Origin of the sequence: Streptomyces sp. NPDC002785 (assembly GCF_040295565.1) — a bacterium.
GTDB lineage: Bacteria > Actinomycetota > Actinomycetes > Streptomycetales > Streptomycetaceae > Streptomyces.
The window spans coordinates 17,772-34,152 of sequence record NZ_JBEOVN010000003.1 but is presented as its reverse complement, the minus strand read 5'-3'; the positions used below and the strand labels follow the sequence as shown (position 1 = coordinate 34,152).

The 16,381-nt window shown below is 70.0% G+C and carries 16 protein-coding genes; 14 read left to right on the top strand and 2 right to left on the bottom strand.

Translation table 11 applies throughout. The annotated features are described in order from the left end of the window. Nucleotides 1–36: 36 nt before the first annotated feature. Nucleotides 37–783: a DNA-methyltransferase gene (locus ABTZ94_RS01665; RefSeq protein WP_351196403.1), complete on the bottom strand. Its 747-nt coding sequence runs from the start codon at nt 781–783 to the stop codon at nt 37–39. A 578-nt stretch (nt 784–1,361) separates the two neighbouring features. Here ABTZ94_RS01665 and ABTZ94_RS01660 point away from each other — a divergent pair. From ABTZ94_RS01660 to ABTZ94_RS01630, 7 genes are all read left to right on the top strand, one after another. After that, on the top strand, nt 1,362–2,507 hold the full coding sequence (locus ABTZ94_RS01660) for a C40 family peptidase (protein WP_351196401.1): 1,146 nt from the start codon (nt 1,362–1,364) through the stop codon (nt 2,505–2,507). Between the two features lie 86 nt (nt 2,508–2,593). Next, nucleotides 2,594–2,902, top strand: coding sequence for a DUF6112 family protein (locus ABTZ94_RS01655; RefSeq protein WP_266805323.1), 309 nt, complete (start codon nt 2,594–2,596; stop codon nt 2,900–2,902). After that, entirely contained in the window at nt 2,902–3,591 is a 690-nt protein-coding gene (locus ABTZ94_RS01650) for a hypothetical protein (protein WP_351196399.1), read from the top strand. Before ABTZ94_RS01655 ends, ABTZ94_RS01650 begins: the two co-directional genes overlap by 1 nt. Nucleotides 3,592–3,618: 27 nt before the next feature. Beyond that, nucleotides 3,619–5,010 carry an SCO6881 family protein gene (locus tag ABTZ94_RS01645; RefSeq protein WP_351196397.1) on the top strand — a complete coding sequence of 464 codons (1,392 nt, stop codon included), beginning with the start codon at nt 3,619–3,621 and terminating at the stop codon, nt 5,008–5,010. Nucleotides 5,011–5,152: 142 nt separating this feature from the next. Further along, complete coding sequence (locus tag ABTZ94_RS01640) at nt 5,153–6,625, top strand: SCO6880 family protein (RefSeq protein WP_351196395.1); 1,473 nt, start codon at nt 5,153–5,155, stop codon at nt 6,623–6,625. A 34-nt stretch (nt 6,626–6,659) separates the two neighbouring features. Beyond that, entirely contained in the window at nt 6,660–7,112 is a 453-nt protein-coding gene (locus ABTZ94_RS01635; protein WP_351196393.1) for a DUF6238 family protein, read from the top strand. A gap of 26 nt (nt 7,113–7,138) precedes the next feature. Beyond that, entirely contained in the window at nt 7,139–8,644 is a 1,506-nt protein-coding gene (locus tag ABTZ94_RS01630; protein WP_351196391.1) for a putative type IV secretion/conjugal transfer ATPase, read from the top strand. A gap of 39 nt (nt 8,645–8,683) precedes the next feature. Here the strand turns inward: ABTZ94_RS01630 and ABTZ94_RS01625 are convergent, their stop codons facing one another. Further along, on the bottom strand, nt 8,684–8,977 hold the full coding sequence (locus ABTZ94_RS01625; RefSeq protein WP_351196389.1) for a hypothetical protein: 294 nt from the start codon (nt 8,975–8,977) through the stop codon (nt 8,684–8,686). A gap of 262 nt (nt 8,978–9,239) precedes the next feature. Between ABTZ94_RS01625 and ABTZ94_RS01620 the strand changes: the two genes are divergently transcribed. The 7 genes from ABTZ94_RS01620 to ABTZ94_RS01590 all read left to right on the top strand — a co-directional run bounded on the left by ABTZ94_RS01620 (nt 9,240) and on the right by ABTZ94_RS01590 (nt 16,345). Continuing rightward, entirely contained in the window at nt 9,240–9,872 is a 633-nt protein-coding gene (locus ABTZ94_RS01620) for a hypothetical protein (protein ID WP_351196511.1), read from the top strand. Nucleotides 9,873–10,685: 813 nt separating this feature from the next. Next, the gene (locus tag ABTZ94_RS01615) at nt 10,686–11,456 is read left to right on the top strand and encodes a hypothetical protein (protein ID WP_351196387.1); all 771 of its coding nucleotides are present in this window, start codon (nt 10,686–10,688) and stop codon (nt 11,454–11,456) included. Between the two features lie 266 nt (nt 11,457–11,722). After that, nucleotides 11,723–11,944 (top strand): hypothetical protein, encoded by a 222-nt coding sequence (locus tag ABTZ94_RS01610; protein ID WP_351196509.1) that lies wholly within the window; start codon nt 11,723–11,725, stop codon nt 11,942–11,944. Nucleotides 11,945–12,137: 193 nt separating this feature from the next. Continuing rightward, complete coding sequence (locus tag ABTZ94_RS01605) at nt 12,138–13,280, top strand: AAA family ATPase (protein WP_351196507.1); 1,143 nt, start codon at nt 12,138–12,140, stop codon at nt 13,278–13,280. Beyond that, on the top strand, nt 13,277–15,076 hold the full coding sequence (locus tag ABTZ94_RS01600) for a hypothetical protein (protein ID WP_351196385.1): 1,800 nt from the start codon (nt 13,277–13,279) through the stop codon (nt 15,074–15,076). The genes ABTZ94_RS01605 and ABTZ94_RS01600 overlap by 4 nt, the downstream gene beginning before the upstream one ends. Nucleotides 15,077–15,284: 208 nt before the next feature. Further along, on the top strand, nt 15,285–15,776 hold the full coding sequence (locus tag ABTZ94_RS01595) for a hypothetical protein (protein WP_266805307.1): 492 nt from the start codon (nt 15,285–15,287) through the stop codon (nt 15,774–15,776). A gap of 59 nt (nt 15,777–15,835) precedes the next feature. Further along, nucleotides 15,836–16,345, top strand: coding sequence for a hypothetical protein (locus ABTZ94_RS01590; protein ID WP_351196383.1), 510 nt, complete (start codon nt 15,836–15,838; stop codon nt 16,343–16,345). Nucleotides 16,346–16,381 lie beyond the last annotated feature (36 nt).

Here is a 16,381-nt window from a genome sequence, read left to right as displayed (position 1 = left end):
TGCGGGGCGCGGACCCCGGGCTCCCCGCTCTCATGCTCATGCCTCCGGACCGGCCAGCTCGAAGTCGCCCTTTGTCAGTTCGGCGCGCAGCCGCTCCTCGGCGACATCGGCGTAGTGCGCGGACAGCTCGACGCCCACGAAGCGGCGTCCCTCGCGCAGGGCCGCGACCCCCGTGGAGCCGCTGCCGGTGAACGGGTCGAGCACGGTGCCGCCCTCGGGGCAGACCTGGACGAGCTGCTGCATGACCTCGACCGGCTTCTGGGTGATGTGGACACGGCCCTTGCGGGGCTGGGAGGCGATGTAATGACCCGGCAGGTAGAGGTCGCGGGTGTTGTCGAGGGATCCCTTGACGCCCCAGACGATGAACTCCGAGTCCTGCTTCGGCCCGCCCTTGCGGGGCCGGCTGGAGGGCTTGATCCACGGGATGGTGCCACTCCAGGTCCACCCGGCCATCTGCAGGGCGTCCGAGGTGGTCGGTTCCTGGCGCCAGTCGGTGAAGACCATGGCGACCGCGTGCTCGGTCGAGGCCCGGTACGCCTCGGTGAGCAGGTCGGTCAGCCAGGATCGGTAGGAACGCTGGTCGCGGTTCTCTCCGGGGAAGTTCTGCAGGTCGTGCGCACTGTTGCTGGTGACGTACTTGGCTCGCGCGGTGCGACCAGTGCGGTCCGAGCTGGTACGTCCGCCGGAGTTGTACGGCGGGTCTGTGATGACGGCGTTGACGCTCTCGTCCGGGAGGGTCTTCAGCACGGTGAGGGCATCGCCTCGGTGCAGCGTGTAGCTCATGTGCGGGGCCTCTTTCAGGGCACGGTGGGACTGAACCCGCTCCGGACGTCGCTCAACAGCGGTCGTTTCGAGCGGGGTTGCGCCGGAGGTTAGTCGCGAATTCCGGCCGCACCTAACGAGCCGTGTCTCTGTCCGAGGCCGAGCCCGAGAGCCGTTTGGCGCGGCCGGAATCCAGGTCTACTGTCTCGCCATGTCACCGGGGCAGAGCAGCGCTCAACCCTCGCTGACCTGTGCTTATCCGTGTTGTCTCGTCCGAATGGGCAGCACGGCAGGCCCGTTAGCCCTTCGTCCGAGAAGCCGTGAGGAGAACCGGTGTTCTGCCTGAGATTACGAGCGCGGCTGGCTGCCGCGCTTGACCCGAGACCGGCGTCCGGGAGCTACCAACTCCCCTGACCCGGGTGTGCCTTGAGAGGCGGATTCACATCGGCGCGGTGCCGACGGCTTTGCACGAGAAGTCGGCACCGCGCCTCCTACGAACCACGAGGAGCCGCTGCGATGCAGCATGCCCTGACACCCCCGCGCCCCGACCCAACACCGCTGTCCGTCGGCCACCGCCGAACCGGTGAACGGCAGCGGCGATGAAGAAGACCACCGGAGCCGTCGTCGGTCTCTTCGCATCCGGCCCGCTGCTGCTGGCCGTTCCCATCCTCGCCATCGGTGCCAGTACGGCTTCGGCCTCCTGCTCGACCGGCGGTGCACAGTCTGTGGATACCGCTGCCGTTGCTTCACAGGTGAAGGCCATCCTGGACGGTGGCGACAAGGGCGCGGTCTCCGTCGCGGGGCTTGATGATCCTGCCGACCAGGTCCCCAACGCTAAGACGATCCAGGCCACCGGCGTCGCGATGAACATTCCGGCCCGGGGGCAAGTCGTGGCCCTGGCTACCGCGCTGCAGGAAAGTGGCCTCCGGAACCTGACCTACGGCGACCGGGATTCGCTGGGCCTGTTCCAGCAGCGGCCGTCGCAGGGATGGGGCACGGCGAACGAGATCCTCGATCCGGTGCACTCCTCGACCAAGTTCTACGAGGGGCTGCAGAAGGTCTCGCGCTGGGAGTCCCTGTCCGTCACCCAGGCTGCTCAGGCCGTACAGCGGTCGGGGTTCCCGGAGGCGTATGCCAAGTGGGAGCCGCTGGCCACCGCCTTGCAGAAGGCCATCGCGCCCCTGCTGTCGAAGTCCGGCGGCGGGTCGCCGAGCCCTTCTCCGTCTGGCTCTGCTGACACCGAGACCGCTCCATCCGATATCGCGGGCGGTTGTACGGCCGGCGGGGACGGAACCGACTTCGGAACCATCCCTCCGGGCGCGGTGCCGGCGGAGTACAAGATCCCAGCGGATGCTCCGGCGAAGGTCCAGACGGCGATTCGCTGGGCCCTCGGCCAGCTCAAGACGCCGTACCAGTGGGGCGGGAGCTGCACCGACTCCCATGGGCCCGACCCCATGGGTCGGTGCGACTGCTCCTCTCTCATGCAGCAGGCGTACAAGGCCGCCGGAGTCACCCTGACGCGCACGACGTACACGCAGGTCAAGGAGGGCAAGGCTACGTCGGCCGATGCCCTCAAGCCTGGTGACCTCGTCTTCACCGAGGGAACGGCCGAAGTCCCCGAGCACGTCGGGATGTTCATCGGCCAGGGCCTGATCGTCAACGCCCCGCACACCGGTGACGTGGTGCGTATCGCGACCCTCGCGTCGTGGAAGTCGCAGATTCTCGCGGCCCGCCGAGTCGTCTGACCGGCGCTTCTCCCTCCCCCTTCTTCTCGCGCCGCCGCTCCGCCCTCTCGGGCTTCAGCGTGCAATGAATCGAACCGGAGTTCGTAATGTATCTCGCCGACAAGGTCATCCAGCTCGCCTACGACCCCGGGATCAAGCCGAACGAGGGCGGGCTTCCTGGCCTCGCCGTCCTCAAGCAGGTGATGGGCTCGATCAACCTCTTCGGGATCATCGCCGTGGTCGGCGCGCTCGCCGTCAGCGCGGGTGTTTGGGCGTGGGGCCACCACTCTGGTGGCCACCAGGCCGAGGCCAACGGCAAGAAGGGTGTGCTGGTCAGCGCTGGCGCGGCCCTTCTGCTGGGCGCCGCAAACGGTGTGGTCGCGTTCTTCAGCACGCTGGGGACGCAGGTCCACTGATGCCCTCCCACTCCTCGAACCCCGGCGGCGCATCTCGCGTGCGCCGCCGGGCGCTGCTCGGCACCGCCGTTCTGGTGGTGCTCGTCGCCCTCGCCGGCCTTGCCGCCTACCTCACCCGCGACGGCAGGGGCCCTTCCAAAGCTGCCGTCCCAACCGCGAGTTCGCCCTCTTCTTCTTCGTCGGCCACTTCGCCGTCCGGATCGCCCTCGCCGAGGTCGCACCCTCACTCCCTCCCGACTCCGCCGGGCACCCACGATCCGATCGCGTTCGGGAAGGCAGCCGCCGAAGCGTTGTGGTCGTACGACACCCGTGCGTACTCCCAGGCAGAGCTGCTGACCACCCTGCATGGGTGGCTGACCACCGAGACCAAGTACGCCGATCCCGACTCGGTCGACGCGATCGTTCCCTCGCCCGTGCTGTGGAAGGAAATGGCCGCCAACGGCCAGTTCGCCACCGCCAAGGTCAACGAGGGTCACTTCCCGAACTCGTTCACCCAGGCCCTTCAGGCGAATCCCGGAACGATCACGCAGACATACGTCTACGCCGTGACCGTCTCCGGCAAGCAGTCGATCGCCTGGAAGGGCTCGCCTGCCGGTGGTGCGGAGAGTCGCGTCACCACCCTCGCGGTCCAGTGCCGCCCCTCCCACCCGTGTGCCCTGGTCGGCGTCATGCCGTCCGTCGCGCCCTGACCACCAACCCAGAAAGGAGGTATCGCCATGGGAGTCTGCGACATTCCGCTGATGGACAAGGTGTGCGGTGCTGTCGACTTCGCCACCAACCCCGCCGGAGCCGTCACCGACGGCATCGGAGCATGGATCGCGAAGTCGGCGGGCGAACTGGCAGCCAGCGCTGCGGATCTCGCCGCGAAGGCCGTGAACCAGACCACCGCCATCGATCTCAACGCCGGATGGTTCCGGGACAACTACGAACTCCTGCTCCCCATCGGGCTCGCCCTGACCGTCGGCACGTTCTGCATCCAGTTGATGTTCGCGGCCTGGCGGCGAGACGAACGCGCCCTGGCTCAAGCAGCCATCGGCACCATGACCGGCATCCTCTTCAGCTTCTGCGCCATCGCCTTCACGACCGTCGCCATCACCGTGGTCGACGCCCTGTCCGACGGCCTGTTCCAAGCGGCCAACAGCTCAGTCGACGATGCGATCCGCCGTGTGGTGAAGGTCAACGAACTGGGGGCGATGTACGGCCTCGGCTGGGGAGTCCCAGCCCTGGTCGCCCTAGGATGCGCGATCGGCGCGTTCATGTACTGGGGCGTCATGGTCGCCCGCAAGGTCGGCGTCCTGGTGCTGGTCGCTCTCGCCGTCTTCGCCGGAGCCGGCGGAGGCTGGGAGGTCGCCAAGCGGTGGCGACGCGGCTGGATCGAGGCCACCGCCACCCTGGTCGTCTCGAAACTCCTGATGACCGTGGTCTTCCTCATCGGCGTCTCAGCGATGGGCAAGTCGGACGCCCACGACGGCATGGCCGCGCTGTCCGACGCGATGGCCGGCATCGTCGTGATGGTGCTGGTCCTGCTGTGCCCGTACGCCACGTACAAGTTCGTCCACTGGGCCAGCGACGGTGGGGGCCACGACGACCTGCACCGCACCGGCGTCGCGGGCATGGCGGTCGCCGCTGGAGCTGCCAAGACTGCGGGCAGTCTGGCGATGCAGGCCAGCACCGGTGCACCGGCACCGCAGGGGCCGAGCCAGGTCCCCGGCGCGGGCAGCGACGGCGTTGCCTCCGGCATCAGCCCCTCCGGCGGCACCCTAAGCAAGGAGGGCATCGATTCCGGACCGCCCAAGCCGCAGACCAGCTTCCGGTACGGCGAAGACCCGAACGCCTCCGGCGACAAGGGGCGGGCCCTGATCCAGCGCCCCGGTATCCCGCCGCTCATCACCCGAGGCGGCGAGGACGAATCGGATGATCCCGAAGGGGGCTCCGCTGGCGGGCAGTTCGCTGCCGCGTCGGCTGCGGGCAGCAGCATGACCCGAGCTGGTGCCGCACCGTCCACCGGCCCTGCACCGTCTCCGCCGGCCTCCACGGGACCGTCGGCTACCGGTTGTCCGACCCCGACGAACTGGGTGTATCCCAGCCAGCCGCCGTCGGATTCCTGACACATCACATCCGGGGGCGGGCTGTTACGGCAGCCCGCCCCCGCGCCCCGCGCAACCGATCCCCAGAAACGAGCCCCGCCATGACCTGCAGAAGAGCGCCGCGCGCCCCGCCCTCGCCCGCTCCCAACGTCTGGAACCCACCATGTCCAACAAGCACCAGGCCGAAGCCACCACGGCCAGCGTCAAATTTCCACACCGCTCGCGACGCGGCATCCTGCTCGGCCTGACCGCCTCGCAGTTGATCGTCGTCAGCCTCACCGGCCTTCTCCTGCTCGCCGTGATCCTCACCCGCGGCGTGGTCGGCGCTCTCGAACTCATCCCTGTCTGGGCAGCTATCGCCCTCCTCGTATTCGTCCGTTACCGAGGCCGAGCCCTGGCCGACTGGGCTCCGATCGTCACCCGGTACGCCCTTCGCCGAATGCGGGGCCAGTTGGTCTGGCTCACCCGGCCCTCCCGCCGTCCGGTCCGGGAAGGGCTGCTCCACCTGCCCGGCACGGCGGCGAGCCTGCGCGTGGTCACTGCGCCCGACCGCCGATACGGTGCGGTCCACAACCCCCACACCGGCGCCCTGACCGCCGTCGTCAAGGTTTCCTCCCGCGCCTACGCGCTGCTCGACCCGGGTACCCAGAACGCCAACGTCAGCGGATGGGGACGCGCGCTGGCCGCGCTCGCCCGCACGGGCCAGGTCGCCAGGATCCAGGTGATCGAGCGCACCGTCCCGGACTCGGGTGACGCGCTGCGCCGGTACTGGGAGGAGCACGGCCAGCCGCATGCCCCCACGGCGGGTGCGATCTACAGCGAGCTGATCCAGAGCGCCGGCCCGGCGGCGGCACCGCACGAGGCGTACGTCGCGGTGTCCCTGGACGCCAAGGCCGCACGGCGACTGATCAACCAGGCCGGTGGCGGCCTCACCGGGTCCTTCAGCGTCCTGGCACAGCTGACCTCGACCTTCGATCAGGCCGCGCGAACCGCCGGGCTCAATCCCACCGGCTGGCTCACCGCCCGCGAGATCGCGGCCGTCGTGCGAACCGCGTACGACCCTAAGTCCCTTGCAACGCTGGACCGTTGGTCCACGGCAGGGCATCCCGAGGCTGATCCCGCTGCTGCCGGTCCAGTCGTGGTCGTCGAGAAGGCCGACCACATCGCGACCGACTCGGCCGTCCACACCACGTACTGGGTGGAGAACTGGCCCCGCACCGAAACGTCGGCGGGCTTCCTCCACCAGCTCCTGTTCACCGCCGGGGTCCGGCGCACCCTGTCGCTCTCCTACGAGCCGAAGGGGCTGGACGCAGCCCTGCGCGATGTCCAGCGCAAGAAGTCCAGCGTGATCGCCGATGCCGCCGAGCGAGCCCGACGGGGCCAGGTCGACTCCGAGGCGGACTCGATCGAGTACCAGGACATCAAGTCCCGGGAGCGCCAGCTCATCGCGGGCCACGCGGATGTCGCCCTGACCGGCCTGCTGACCGTCTCGGCCGACTCGGAGGACGAACTCCGCTCCGCCTGCGCGGTCGTGGAGACCGCGGCCGTCGGCGCCCAACTCGACCTCCGACCGCTCACCTGGCAGCAGGCCGAAGCGTTCACCGTCGCCGCGATGCCGCTCGCCCTCGCGGCCTGATGCCGGCCCTCCCTCCCCCCGAAAGAGCACCCCCATGTCCCGCACCGCCAGCCCGCCCGCGCAGGACTTCGTGCCCTTCGCCACCGCCGCGCTCGACTTCCACTGCTCGCTCAACATTCCGGGCGGCCCCCTTGTCACCACCCGAGCTGAACTGGACACCCTGCACGCCCACCTCGTCTCGCTGCACGGCCTGCTCGACGCCCACGCCGCCCGCACCGGCCAGCTCGTGCCGGTCGAAGGCGACCAGCTCCGCGCTACCCGCACCCGGATCTGGCAGGCCGCCGATCACATCCACGCCGCGTACCACGCCGCACCACGGCCGGAATCCGGCGAGGTGCCCGAACGCGAGGCATGCCATGCGGGCCTGCCCGAGGGCGCGCCGGAGCTGACCATCTGCCAGCGCCACCAGCGCGCCGCGCATCTAGTGCGCCGTCGCACCACCCCGGCCGACCTGCACTCGCCGTTCACGGGTCTCGTCCGCCGCTGACCCGCCTTCCGTCTGGAGAAACGTTCATGCCTCGCACCCGCGCCAGCGCCTCCCACCTGTTTGTCCCCCGCAAGGCATCACGCTCTGAGCAGCGTGCCGCCCGCGAAAGCTTCGCCGAGGCCCGCCGCCAGGCCCGCCGCGCCGGAGCACCGCCGAAGCACCGCGCCGAGGAGCGCCTCGACCCGGAACTGCGTCCGACCTACCCGCCGTCCGGCCGCCCGGGATCTTCCTCGGCTCGGGGCGGCAAGCTCAGCCTCCCCTCCCATCGCATGACCACAGCCACCGTCAGCGGCGCCTATCCGTTTCTCGCCGAGGGCGGCCTGGGCGCCGAAGGGATCTTCATCGGCCGTGACGTACACGCGGAGGCGGCGTTCTGCTACGACCCGTTCTCGCTGTACAGCAGCGGGCGGATCGAGGGCTTCACGAATCCGAACGCCGTCTTGGCCGGGATCATCGGTATGGGCAAGTCCGCGCTGGCGAAGTCGATAGCCACCCGGGCGATTGCCCATGGCTACCGGGTCTACGTTCCCTGCGATCCCAAGGGAGAGTGGACGACGGTCGCGCGGGCCCTCGGCGGCTACAGCATCGCGCTCGGCCCAGGGCTTCCGGGCCGGCTGAACCCACTGGACGCTCCGGCCCGGCCCGCATCAGTGAGTGAGGGCGACTGGTCGACCGAGGTCCGCAAGCGCCGCCTCCCTCTCCTTGCGGGCCTGGCGCGTACGGTGCTGAAGCGCGATCTCCTGCCGATGGAGCACACCGCCCTGGACCTAGCTCTCGACCTGGTCGTCGCCGAGGCAGATGCCAGCGGCACGGTGCCGCTGCTCGGCGAGATCGCGCACGCCCTCGGCTCGCCCGAGCGCCTCGACCGGGCCCTCGGCGAACAGGCCGGACGTATGGGGCCCGCCGCACAGGACCTCGCGCACGCACTGCGTCGTCTGGTGCACGGCGACCTGAGCGGCATGTTCGACGCTCCCTCGACGGTGGCCTTCGACCCGGCCACGCCGATGCTGTCCATCGACCTTTCCCGCCTCGGCGGCTCCGGCGACGACACCGCCTTGGTGCTGGCAATGACCTGCGCGTCGGCGTGGATGGAGTCCGCGCTCGCCGACCCGGACGGAGGCAGGCGCTGGGTGATCTACGACGAGGCGTGGCGGGTGATGCGGCACGTCGGCCTGCTGGAGCGCATGCAGTCGCAGTGGAAGCTCTCTCGCGGGCTTGGCATCGCGAACCTGATGGTCATCCACCGCCTCAGCGACTTGCTCAGCGCAGGCGATGCCGGCTCGCGCGGCCGGGTGCTGGCCGAGGGCCTGCTGGCCGACTGCTCCACTCGCATCATCTACCGGCAGGAACCCGACCAGCTCGCTGCTGCCGCTTCGCTGCTCGGCCTGACCGGCGTCGAGACCCAGGCGGTGTCCGCCCTGACCAAGGGCCGGGGCCTGTGGAAGGTCGCGGGCCGGAGCTTCATCACCCAGCACATCCTGCACCCCGCCGAGCGAGAGCTGTTCGACACCGACGCCCGAATGTCGGCCTAGCTCAACTGACCTATAGATAAAGAGAGTTGAGCAACGTCGTCAACCGTACCGCGACCAGACCTCCGAGGTTACGGGGGAGGTGCCGCCTCGGGCCTGAGCCCGCGCACCGCGGCATCGGCCAGCAACTGGATCGACCGCCTTGCCGCCGCCCATCCCGAGGAGTTCGCCGGGCTGTTCCACGAGGCACTCACGGACGACCTTGGCGCGGTGGCCCGGCTGCACCAGCTCCTCGAAACCGCTTCGGAGTGGTGCCGCACACACGAAGCCCGTGGCAGCGCCTCCGAGTTGGACGCCCTGGCGGAACGCCTGACCGATCTTGGCGAGGAGCTGCACCTCGTGGGGGAGGGCCTAGACGACGAGATCCACTCCCGCTCCCGACGCCCGGCAGCGGCGGCTCGCGTCTCCCCGGCCGTGGCACTCAGCGGGCTTCCCGGCGATCGGCAAATCCCGGCCCCTGCCCCCATCCCGTCCTCCGCCGTCCGCGCACTGCCGCGCTCGCGATGAGCAAAGGCGCAAGCACACGAAGGAAGAAGGATCTACCGTGCCCGAAATATCCGCACCCCATGAAGACCAGCCATCCTCGACCTCCGATCACCTGGCGTGGCGGCAGCACATCCCGGCCCTGGCTGCTGCCGCCGCCGGCATCCGCCAGGCGTCCGACGACTGGGATGCGGTCTCGGATTCCCTCTGCGACCGCGACGGCTGGCCCATCGATGGCAGCTACGACGACGGCAAGGTGAAACGGGACGCCGAAGCGTGGAAACACGTCGAGGTCTTCCTCACCCACGGCCCCGAGGTACTGGCTGGTGTCCGCGCCGCCGCCAGCGGTACCGACTACGTCGATGGGCCGATCAGTGAGGACCTCCGGCGGCTGCGCGGGATCGACACCAACCTGGAACGAGCAGGCCAGATCCGGCACGAGTGGGATGACGTGTTGGCGCTCATGGACGCCTCGCAACCCGGTTCGCGAGAGCTGTACGTGAGCCGCGCGGAGGAGATCCGCAACGCCGACGGCTGGCACTACGCGGACGAATTGTCTTACCAAGGTCCGGCGCTCGCGCGGGCTGGCGACTACTTGGTCCGCCGGGCGGACACCGACCAGTCTCCGCAGACCGAACGCACTCAGGTAGCCCTCGCGCGGTCCGCACCGGGCAACCGCAGCACTCCTGCTGCTTCGCCTCCTGCACCGCCCGCTCCGAATCCGCCTCCCGCGCATCGTTCTCGCTGACGCCGCTAACACAGAGTTCCGGCGACGCCAAACCGGCCAATCTCCGGATCCTCGTGGAACACCAATACTTCTGCCGTCCCACGGTCTGCGGCTCGCGCCGTCGGCTGCTGGGGCGCCGGGCCAAGGAGAGGTCCATGCAATCCGACCAGCCTTTGGTCTCCCTCGAAAGCGAGAGCACTCGCATCACCGCGCGCGCCAGCGATCCTCCTCTGCGTTTCACAGCGGCATCCGTGGAACGGGAGCACGGGTACGGGCACGTCACCGTTCCCCTTCGGCAGCGCGGCCTGGAGTGCACCGTCGAGTACGGCCTCAGCGACTACATCGTCCACGTCGGGCTGCCTGACGGTAGTTCGCTGATCATCTCGCCACCCCAGGAGCCGTCCACCGAGCATCCACCCGGGCATCCGGAGAGCTGGTTGGTGACCCGTGGGCATCCTGACGACTCCGCAACCCACGAAGTGATCTACGACTCGGAGCCGGACGGCCCCCACGCGCGACACGGCGGCAACGTTCCAAGTCTGCTCGCCGCGATCGACTCGCGCCTTGATCAGCTCGGCGTGACTCCGCGGGCGGGCGCTGCCTCACCACGAGCGAGTGCCGCTCGCGCACTCTCGCCAACAGCCCAGCGCACGACGCCGACACCACAGCCAGCCGCGTCGGCCATACGCCCGGCGCTGCCACCCGTTCGTCGCTCCTCGTCTGTACCCGGTCGCTGACCGCTTCCCGCCTCGGAGTCCGCCATGGCCCACCCCACCAGAACCATCCCGACCCTCGACCGCGCCGGCCCCCGAGCTTCCACCGGATGGATCTGCTATGCCCACCCACTACGACTCGCTCCCCGACATCGCAGTCGGCCGCCACCCCGACTACGGCATCGTCGCCGCGAACCCGAAGCAACTCGCCGCAAGCACATGGATGTTGAAGGGCTTCGACTTTCACCCCGTCCCGGACCAGCCGACGCTGTACGCACTGGCCGACCAGCAGCGTGACGGACAGGGTCGCGCCACCCGGGCCGTCGCACTGCTACGTAAGTCCGGCTACCAAGTTGACGTGGACGCCGCGTTCGACCCCTCGCTGGCCTCCGGTGCGGCTCCGGCCCGTGAGCGCCCTCTACGCATAGATCCCGACGTCGCCTTCGCCGAGCATCCGCGTCTAGGCATCGTCGCGGCCACCAGCGACCACTCCTCTGCGCTCGGCGGCCGACTCATCCTGGAGGAACACGGCTGGCGGCTGAACCCGGACCTGGACATCTACACGCTGCCGATCATCTCCGACCGCAGCGAAGCCCTGGAAAAGGTCGCCAGCGCCACGGTGTCGATGCACCGATCCGACCTCCAGGTCGCGGTGCAGCCCCGTCTCGCCCAGGACGTAGCAGCCCGCCGCCCTCCTGCACCCGCGCCACCCGCACGCCACGAGCGCAGCCAGGGCTTGGCCACCCACAAGTTCCCCATCAGCGCTGCCGCGCTCGCCGCCAGCCCAGCCCGCGCCGGCCTCCCGGGCAAGGCGCCGGTTCCCGCTCCCGCCGCGTCCGCTCCGGCGGCCCGGCCGGTAGACCCGCGCATCGCCTTCTCCCGCAATCGCTGACCCAACTTCCGTAAGGAGCAGTTCTCATGGCCGTTGTTGGTACTCCCGGCTATCAGAACGTGCGAAAAGGCGAGTCAGGTAGCTGCGGGGCGGTGAGGCCCGCCCCGGAGCACGTCGGCAGTCATTGCCCATCGCTCGTGGTCCAGCCACGCACCGTTGATGCGCTAAAAGCTCCGGGCCCTCCTCGCCTTCGCCCAGCATTCCCACCACTTCCCGCCACCACCGATAGGAGTTCCGCCGTGCCCGACGCACCAGCAGAGCCGTTCATGCCGATCCGGCACACCATCACCGGGGAGATCACCACCACCGGCTACAACGCCGCCGCCCGGCGAATCCTGCTCCAGGACGGCTTCGAAGAGACGCCCGGCTGCGCCTGCCGAGCGACGGAACCCGGTACGGAGCGGACGCACGGGCCTGCTCGCCAGCCGACGAGCTGCTCGTCGCCGGCCATCCCCTGCCCCTGGACCGCGCCCTCGGTCGGCCGGTGAGCGCCGACGGTACGCCCCGGTTGGCCCGGTCGCCGATGTCGGCACAGTCCGTGATCCGCTCCGAGACCGACCAGCCCCTCCAGCCCACGCCAAGCCCGCCCGCCCCCCTACCTGTTGAAGGAGCCTCGTTGTGACCACACCCGGAACGCCTACCAGTCCAGCGCGCACCAAGGGCGGCGAACTACGGGCCAAGGTGGCCCGACTGCTGGCCGACCGGCCGGCAGATGCGCTCACCATCGGGGGCATGGCCAGGCATCTGGGCCACTCCCACGGCGCCGTCCGCAACGCCGCCCTCACCCTGGTGCGACGCGGCGAGGCCGACCAAAGCGGAAGCGGGCAACCGGAGTTCCGCGCGAACGCGAAGACTGCCGCAGCAGCGCAGACCGCTGTGATCAGCCCACCGGGCACCCACGCTCCCCGCGCCCAGGCGGCCATGGCCCGCACGACCATCACCGCAGCGGCCACGCCGAAGCAGACCGGCCCGATCCGCCGCGCGGGGGGCCAGCTCTACCACCCCCGGGAGCTGGCCGATCTGCCCGACGTCGAGGCACTGAACCGCCTGCGCGACGCCGACGTGCCGGTACTGCTCTACGGCCCTCCGGGCACCGGCAAGACGAGTCTGGTCGAGGCAGCGTTCCCCGACCTGCTCACCGTCGCCGGTGACGGCGACACCACGGTCGGCGACCTGATCGGCGAGTACACGCAAGCCGACGCGGGGGGCTACGTCTTCCAGTACGGTCCGCTGGTCACCGCGATGACCGAGGGCCGCGCCCTGCTGATCGACGATGCCACCTTGATCTCGCCGAAGGTCCTGGCGGCGCTGTATCCCGCGATGGACGGGCGCAGGCAGATCCAGGTCAAGGCCCACAAGGGCGAGACCATCAAGGCCGAGCCGGGCTTCTACGTGGTGGCGGGCCACAATCCCGGCGTCCACGGGGCGGTGTTGACGGAGGCGCTGTCGTCCCGGTTCAGCGTGCAGATTCAGATCGGCACGGACTATGACCTCGCCCTGGCGCTGAGGATCGATGCCCGGGTGGTCCGGGTCGCCCGACATCTCGCCCGCCAGGTCGAACTCGGCGAGCTGGGCTGGGCTCCCCAACTGCGGGAGCTGCTCAGCTACCAGAAGACCGAGGCCGTCCTGGGCACCAAGGCCGCGCTCGCGAACCTGGTCGGCATCGCTCCTGTGGAGGATCGCGACGCCGTCGCCGCCGCTGTCGTCAAGACTGTCGGCGTCAAGGAGGTCGCGCCCCTCACCCTCGGCAAGCAGCTTCCCGCCTCGGCCGTCCGGCAGCCCCCGGGCAGCACCGGCTCCGCACAGCGGGGCCGCTCGCGATGAGCGCCCACCACCACGTCCAGTCCCCCGCCGTCACGCCGGACGTCGACGCCGACCTCGCGCGCTGGGACGACGACGGCGCCCCGCCCGCGCAGCCCCGTTCCTCCTCGGCCGCGTGGCTGCGCGTGGGTGCCGAACTCGGCGACCGGCTGGTCGCCCTCTCCGGCCGCCAGGATCTCCTCGTCACCTGCCGTCCCGGCACGCGCAGCGGCGCACCGGCCGCGTTCTTCCCCACTCTGGGCGAGGTCGAGTTCGACGCCGCCCTGTTCTCCCCGCTGAAGGCCCACGAGGTCAATCCGCGGATCGTTGGCGACGAGGAGCGGTATCCCGCCGCCTGGGGAGTGTTCGTCCACGAGGCCGCGCACGCGGCCCACTCCGTCTGGACGCAGCCGGACGGAGCGGACCCCCGTGTCGTCGAGGCCGCGCTCCTGCTGGAGGAGAGCCGTGTCGAAGGCGCACACCTGATCACGCGGCCCACGGACCGCACGTACCTGCGTACCAGTGCCCGAACCCTGGTCATGCCCGACATCGCCCACCCCACCCTTCAGGGCATCGAGCACGCCGCCGGCGTGGCGGCCCTGATCCTCGGCCGCCGTGACGTCGGCATCCTGGACGCCGGCGAGACCCGGGCCGTCGCCGATCTGTGCGAAAAGGTGCTGGGCGCAGACCTGCTGGCCACCCTGACCCGCATCTGGACCGCAGCCCACCAGTGCGCCGACCACGACGCCACGACCATGCTCGCGCACGCTCAAGAATGGTGCGACGCTCTGGACGCCGCGGCCCCCGCCCTGCCCGTGCCGGAGAACCTCACCGATCTGCTGTCCGGCGCCGTGGGGGTCGTCATGGACAGCATGGCAGCCACCGACGCCGCCGACCTCGCGGCACAGGCCGCAGCGACCAACGCCATGGCCGCGCAGTCCAAGGCGCAGGCTCAGGACCGAGCCCAGCGGGCCGGTCAGCGACGCCAAGCCGCCGCCACCGCCAAGTCGGTCTTCAATACCCGTGGCACCACCGTCAACCCCGACGGCACACCGGCGCCCTACGGCAACCCGGTCACCGGCACCCGCAGGCCCACCGCCGCCGAGCAGAGTGCCGCCGCGCGCCTGAGCCGCGCTCTGCGTGCCGCCGCCTACCGCGAGCGGACCGAGGAGCGGACCACCAGCCCCACCCCGCCCGGCCGCCTCAACATGCGCGCGGCCCTCGCCCGCGACGCCCAGCGCGCGGCCGGGTCGGTCCCCACCGCGGAACCGTTCACCCACACCCGCCGCCGGAACTCCCCCACCCCGCCGCTGCGTGTGGGGATCGCCGTCGATGTCTCCGGCTCCATGCGCGCCGCCTGCGCACCCGTCGCGTCCGCCGCCTGGATCGTGGCACGCGCAGCAGCCCTGACCGACCCCGACTCCCTCACCGCCACCATCGCCTACGACACGCACCTCACCGCCTTGACCCGACCCACCCACCGGGCACCGGAGCGCGTGACAACGTTCGGCGCTAACGGCAACAGTCACAACCTCGCCAATGCCCTGGACGCGCTCGACCACGGCCTCGAACTCAGCCGCCCCGGCGCCGGCCGCCTCCTCGTGATCGTCACCGACGCCCATTACGGCAGCGACGAAACCGCTCAAGCCGTCACCCGCGTCAAGCAGCTCACGACCGCCGGCTGCGCCGTACTCCAGCTCACCGTCACCGCGGAGTCCCGCCACTTGCCGGGGACCACCTTGCTGCACCTGACCCAGCCCTCCAGCGCTCCCGCCGCCATCGCCACGGCGGCCACAAACGCCATTCGCAGGACACGCTGAGACGACGCAGAAGGCGGAAGCGTCCCCGAGACCACCGCCAAGCAGTCCAGACCACCTCCGTCCGCCGCATGAATCGTGCATCTGATGCACGATCCTCCGCAGCGACGCAGGCCACCACCCCAACCGCCAACGAAAGGCACTCGATATGAAGCCCCAGACCAGCAGCCCGACCTCGAACGTAACGCCCATCAAACGGAATTCCCCGGGGGTGGCGACCATCTGGCAGATCACCCACTCCTGCGGCCACTCGGCCGAGCGCGACCTGTCCGACCGCGCAGCCGACCGTCGCGCGGGCTTCGCTGAATGGCTCGCCAAGCAGGAGTGCACCGACTGCTGGCGGGCCGCCAAGGAGGGCGACGAGCAGGACAAGGCCGCCTGGCTGGAGGCCAAGCGGGCCGAAGAGCAGGCCGAATCCGAAGCCTGGTCTCAGCAGTACCGGATGCCTCCTCTGGAGGGGACCGAGCGAGCGGTCGCCTGGGGTGTGCGCTGTCGGCACCAGGTCTTGGCGGCTGCCTACACCGCCCTGGTCCTCGAAGGCGAGACCAGCGAGACGGAGTGGGAGGAGATCGAGGCAGCCGCTCGCGCCATCACCCGTGCCGGGTGGTGGATCGACCAGCGCTCCTCCGAGCCCGACGACCTCACGGAACTGCTCCAGGCAGCCACCGAAGCCGACCGGCCGACCGAGAACCCCCACTTCTGACCGCACGGTGCCCCGCCTCGGCGGGGCACCGGCTCCTCTTTCAAGGACCTTGATACCCCATGCCCGAGTACCCCCTGCGCTGCGATGTCCGGCGCACCGAGAGCACCACGGACCTCCTCGGCCAACTCCACCGCAGCGAGCCAGGTTTTGCCCCCTACCTCCTCACCGCCTGGTCCTCGGAACTGACCGCCCAGGAGACCGTCGTCCTCCCGCACCTGACACTGCTGCTCGACGAACCCGTCGCGCTGCGGAAACCGCGGACCGGGCACACCGCGTCCCAGCGACTCACCTGGCACTGCGCCATTCGCAACACCACCGACGTGGAACTCGACGACGGCGACTGGTTCGAGCTGACGCGCGAGGTTCTCGACGCCACCGGCATAGAGCCGGACGCCGATCCGGCGGCCTGCCGGTGGGTGGCCATGCGTAACCAGGCCAGCGGGCTCGACATCGTCGCGACCGTCATCCGCCAGGACGGCCGCTGGGCCCGGTTGCACAACGACGCCTACTTCGCCCGCGCCGCCTGCGCGAATTTCACCTACGACCACGGCCTCGACACCCCGGGATGAGCGGTGGCTTCTACCGGCAATCTCCGGCCGCGCCAA